The organism is bacterium, from assembly GCA_027622355.1.
GTDB lineage: Bacteria > UBA8248 > UBA8248 > UBA8248 > UBA8248 > JAQBZT01.
Genome location: JAQBZT010000214.1, coordinates 1 through 5104, shown reverse-complemented (window position 1 = coordinate 5104; position 5104 = coordinate 1). Strand labels below are relative to the sequence as shown.

Genomic DNA, 5104 nt, shown 5'->3' with positions numbered 1-5104 from the left:
CCGCGCGAGCCTCCGCGCGATGGCGCTCGCGGTGTCGCGGCTTCGCGTCTCGGTCGCGCATGTCCTGATTGACGGCAACCAGGAGATTCCCCTGGACATCTCGCAAACGCCTATCGTTTCGGGGGATGCGAAGAGTGCATCGATCGCGGCGGCCAGCATCGTGGCCAAGGTGGCGCGGGATCGCTTCATGCTAAGGATGGACCGGAAGTTTCCGCAATACGGCTTTGCCCGCCACAAGGGCTATCCGACCCGGGATCACATCGAGGCGCTGCGGCGTCATGGGCCTTGCCCGCTTCACCGGCGGACTTTTTCCGGGGTTCGCACCGGCTGATGGCCCGCCTTTCACCCCGTCGGAGCGGCGGCGAGGGCGAGGACGCCGCCTGCCTGCATCTGCGAAAAAACGGCTTCCGGATTCTGATGCGGAACTACCGCGGTCCGCGCTATGAGGTGGACATCATCGCGCGCGAGGGGGAAGTGCTCTCTTTCCTGGAAGTGAAGTCACGGGCGGCGGGAAAAACCGAGGGCGGAATCTGGGCCGTCGGCCCGGAGAAGCAGAGGCGGATCATCCGGGCAGCGGAGCACTTCCTCTTGTCCCACCCGGAGGAGCGCGAGGCGAAATGCCGATTCGATGTGGTGATCGTCGCCGTGCCGGAGGGAGGAAAACCGAAGGTGGAAACGCTCATTCGGGACGCTTTTCGGACAGCGGGCTGAGGCCCCGGCCGCTATCTGGGTTTCGCAGCCTGCTGAAGCACGCCGTAGACATCTCCGAAAAAGATGGCGTTCTCCACGATGACGGCAACAGGGACGCTGCTTGCATCGAAGTAGACCTGCACCTCTCCCGTTTTTTGACCGAAAAGCGACTTCGGCACGTTCACGATGACCACCAGGCCTTTTCCCCTGGTGCGCTCGAAGCGGGTCCGGTATTTCTGTTCGGTGGCGGCGTCGGCGACGCGGATCTTGAAGTTGCGCACGAATTCTTCGTTGTAGAGCAGGTTGCCCTTGTCGTCGGTCTGGTAGGCGGGGATGGTGGTGGTCTCCCGCCGGAGCCCCCTTTTCATTTGTCCGAAGAAGCCCGCGCGGAAGTTGAAGAAGGCTGAGAGCGGGTCTTCGTAGGTGAGTCCCGGCGGGATTTTTTCGCTGCCTTTGTGGCGGAGTTCTCCGTTCTTGAAGGTTTTCCATCTGATTTCGCGCTTTTCATGGTCGATGACGGTCCGGCTTTCGTCTTTCACCCCCCCGCGCTGGATGATCTTGGTGAAGACGCGGGCAAGAAGGTGACCGGACCCGGGCTGGTATTCCAGTTCGCTGATGTAGAAATTTTTCTGGTAGCTGGAGAGGAAGCCGGCGAGCCCACGGGTTTCCGCAGACAGCTCGGCCTTGTAGCGGTTTCCGCCGAGCCGGCGGATTCGAAGAACGCCCTCCGCCACCTTCGTCAGGAACAGAAAGCGGATGTCGTAGCGGAATTCCTCGCTGGGCGGGTATGCGTGCAGGGACTTGCCGGCGACTGCCGCACAGGGCGCCAGAAGGGCGGCGCCCAGCAGAATGGCGGCGCCGAATAGGATGTGCCTTCTGAACCCAAGCGCAATTCCTCGAAGTTGCTTCATCGGCGATAGATTCATGGCGAAGGGGGAGAGATCAGTATCGAGGGAGTTCAGATTCATCTACGGAATCGACGATGTAGAGTAGCGGGTAATCCTTGAGGGCGATGTTCCGCTCTTCCATGATTTCGTTTCCTTCCGCGTCGAAAATGATCTGAACGACAGGGCGAAGAGGTTGTCCGGGAACGGTCTGCGCCACCCGGCCGATGGCGTTGGAGTTGAGCCGGATAAGGCTGTTCAGGGTGAAGACCGAGAGCTCCTCCAGCATGATCTTCAAAAGACGCTGGTGGAACGAGGTTTTCTGGGTCTGGATGATCTCCTGGACGGCCTTGTGGGGCAGAAGGCGCTTGCGTTGGGGGCGGTTGTGCGTGAGGGCCTCGTACACGTCCGCCAACCCGATGACCTTTCCGTATTCGGAGATTTGGTTCCCGGTCAGCCCCTGCGGATAGCCGCGGCCGTCCTCGCGCTCGTGCTCGTGGTAGAGGGCCTCGGCGAGCCAGCGGAAGGGTTCGCCGAAGGTGTCCAGGATGAGCTTCGCGCCGTATGTGGGATGGTTCTGGATCTCCGCCAGCTCTTGGGAAGATAGCTTCCCCTCCTTGTGCCGGATGTGCTGGGGAACCTTCCCCATGCCGATGTCGTGGATCAGAGCCGCGACGCCGAGCCGGATCATCCGGTCGGGCGACCAGCGGAGCCCCCGCCCCAGCTTCAACGAATAGATCGAATGATTGAACAGATGAATGGCCATCGAGTTGGACTCGTCCTTGGTGCTGACGGCGAGCCCGTAAAGCTGGTCGAGACCCTCGGGGGTTTCGATAACATCCACCACCCACTCCTCTGCGCTCTCGAGGCCGAAGGCCTCTCCGGTGGCCGTGGCTTTGAGGATTTTGGCAATCAGGTCCATCGCCCTTTGCCGCAGGATGCGGTACGGGTTGTTCTCGGCCGTAATCCGATCGGCGGGGGAGGAGGAGTATCCGTCCCCGGGGCCCTCCTTGCCGGGTTCGGGGCCGGAGAGGACGGATGTGCGCACCCGGGGCTTTTCCTCGACCGGTGGGTCGGCTTCGCTCTCGCCGGGAGCGCCCGGCATGTCGGGTATCGAGAGGGGAGTTTCCTCCTCAGGGGCACGGGCGGGACTGGCCGTGGCGGTATTCGGCAGCCCCGGCAGCCCCGGCAGCTCCGGCAGATCGATGGCGGTTTCTTCTTCAGGGGAGGTTCCCGGAAACTCAAGCGGGGCTTCCTCCCGCGCCGCGGGGGGCTTGGCTGCCGGGCCGAAGCCCCCGAGCCCGCTCAGGCGAAACGCCCCCTCCTCCTCTTTCGGAGGGGCAGGTTTTTTTGCCTCCGCCTCCGCAGGCTTCTTCTTGGGGGGGTCGCCGTCGGCGCCCTTTTTGATCAGATCGCTGAGGCGCATGGCCTAGATGTCTCCTTGGCTGTCGCGTTGCACCTTCTCGACGATCTTACTATTAATGAGAGGGGCTTTGAAGGTGAAGCCGACGAGGAGGCAAAGATCGCACAAGTTCACGATTTTGCGCGGGATACCGCCGGAAAACTGGTAAATCTGCTTGATGGCCTCCTCCGAGAAAATACTCTTTGTCAGCCCCGCCATCTTCAGGCGGAAGAAGATGAACTTCACGGTTTCCGTGAAATCGAGCGGCCGGAGATGGTATTTGATGGCGATTCGCTGGCTGAGCTGGGGGATGCGCGCCACTTTTTCCAGCAGCTCTTCCTGGCCGATCAGGATTAGGGTCATGAGGAAGCGGTCGTTCAGCTGGAAGTTGAGGAGAAGGCGAAGCTCCTCGAACGTTTTTTCGTCCTCGATGGCCTGGGCTTCGTCGACGATGACGATAGTGTCTTTTCCCTGCTTGATGTTCATCAGCATCTTTTCGTTCAAAAGGCGGAGGAGGTCCACCTTGGACTGAGAGTTTTCCTCGACGTCGAGCTGGTAGAGGATTTCCTTGAGAAATTCGATGGGACTCAGGCTCGGGTTCGCGATCAGGCCGACGTCGAACTTGCTCTCGTCGAGTTGTTTGACGAAGGCGCGGCTGAGGGTGGTTTTCCCCATGCCGGCGTGACCGGTCAGCATTCCGGCCCCCTTGCGCCGTGTAGAGGAGGCGGGTCATCGCCTCCTCGTGCATCGGCGAGTAGTACAGGAACTCCGGGTTGGGCAGATTTTCGAACGGGGTTTTGTTCAGGCCCCAATATTCCAGATACACGTTTTGATCCTCTGGCTGTTACAGGGTTCCGCTAGCGGACGGCTAGGGATTCCGATCGGCAATCAGGCGGAGCCCGATGATCGTCAGATCGGGCTCGATGACATCAAATATGTTTTCCTCGGCGGCCAGTATGGAGTTCTGGCCGCCTGTGGCCAGAACCCGGGTCCCGCTCCCGAGGCACTCTTTCATCCTCCCGACGATCTCTCTGACCAGTCCCAGGTAGCCGAAGTACATCCCGGACTGGATGCTGAGCACCGTGTTCTGGCCGATCACGCTGGCCGGCTTGGCCGGCTCAATTCGGGGAAGGCGGGCCGTGCGATCGACAAGCGCCTCGAGCGCGATGCTGAAGCCGGGCGAAATGGCTCCCCCCAGATATTCGCCCTTGGCCGAGAGGGCGTCAAAGGTGGTGGCCGTTCCGAAATCCACGATGACCAAAGGACCTCCGTAGAGGTAAACGCCGGCGACGGCGTTTGCGATCCGGTCGGCGCCGACCTCGTGGGGATTGTCGTACCGGATGGGAATACCCGTTTTGATTCCCGGTCCCAACACCAGGGGTTCCGTGTGAAAGTACGTTCGGGACAACTCCACCAAGGTCGGTCCCAGCGGGGGAACGACGCTGGCGATGGCCACCCTTTTCACGCTTGCCATGCTGTAGCCGCCGAGGCGGAAGAGACCCTCGATGATGATGGCCAGTTCGTCTTTCGTGCGGCGGGCCACAGAGCCCAGCCGCCAACTGGCCCTGATCTCTTCCCCCTCGAAAAGACCAATGACTGTCTGGGTATTCCCCACGTCAATCGCGAGCAAAAGGCTGCTCTCGCTCATTCTTCTCGAACCTCTCCCGCCTCGACCGCGAAGGGGCTTCCATCGGGCCGTGTCAGAAGGAGGCGACCCGTATCGTCAATGCCCGCGATTCGGCCCCGCATCTCTCCGCCCTTCGCGGGAAGGGCTACATTTTCGCCCAAATTGTCGCATAGTTCCATCCACCGTTCCCGGAATTGGGAAAAACCCGCCTCGATAAAGCGCAAATACCGCTCCCAAAGGCGATCCAGCAACACCCCCAGAAGAGTATCCGGCCGAACCGCCCTGCCGCACTCGGCCTCGAGCGAGGTCGTTTTGTCTCTGATTTCCAGGGGAAAATTATCTTTCCCGCCTCCCAGGTTGATGCCCACGCCCACCACCACAGCGGCGGGCGGCCCGCCCGCGGGCTCGTATTCGCAGAGAATGCCGCCGGCTTTTCTTTTTCCGATCCGCAGATCGTTCGGCCATTTCAGACCGGCGGCGCAGGGGCCGGTCTCGGCCAGC

General features: G+C 61.3%; 6 protein-coding genes and 1 pseudogene. 2 read left to right on the top strand and 5 right to left on the bottom strand.

What is annotated here, in order from left to right:
* A partial coding sequence (locus tag O2807_11685; protein MDA1001158.1) for a ribonuclease HII occupies positions 1-331 on the top strand: 331 nt, incomplete at its 5' end.
* Complete coding sequence (locus O2807_11680) at positions 331-711, top strand: YraN family protein (GenBank protein MDA1001157.1); 381 nt, start codon at positions 331-333, stop codon at positions 709-711. The genes O2807_11685 and O2807_11680, both read left to right, overlap by 1 nt.
* Positions 712-722: 11 nt before the next feature.
* On the opposite strand, the gene O2807_11675 is transcribed toward O2807_11680, so the two are convergent.
* The 5 genes and pseudogenes from O2807_11675 to O2807_11655 all read right to left on the bottom strand — a co-directional run.
* Positions 723-1658, bottom strand: a complete 936-nt coding sequence (locus tag O2807_11675) for a DUF3108 domain-containing protein (GenBank protein MDA1001156.1) — start codon at positions 1656-1658, stop codon at positions 723-725.
* Positions 1633-3000: an HD domain-containing protein gene (locus O2807_11670; GenBank protein ID MDA1001155.1), complete on the bottom strand. Its 1368-nt coding sequence runs from the start codon at positions 2998-3000 to the stop codon at positions 1633-1635. The genes O2807_11675 and O2807_11670 overlap by 26 nt, the downstream gene beginning before the upstream one ends.
* 3 nt (positions 3001-3003) lie before the next feature.
* Positions 3004-3675: pseudogene (locus O2807_11665) on the bottom strand (AAA family ATPase).
* 169 nt (positions 3676-3844) lie between these two features.
* Positions 3845-4624, bottom strand: a complete 780-nt coding sequence (locus O2807_11660) for a type III pantothenate kinase (GenBank protein MDA1001154.1) — start codon at positions 4622-4624, stop codon at positions 3845-3847.
* On the bottom strand, positions 4621-5104 hold a 484-nt coding region (locus O2807_11655; protein MDA1001153.1), incomplete at its 5' end, for a biotin--[acetyl-CoA-carboxylase] ligase. The genes O2807_11655 and O2807_11660, both read right to left, overlap by 4 nt.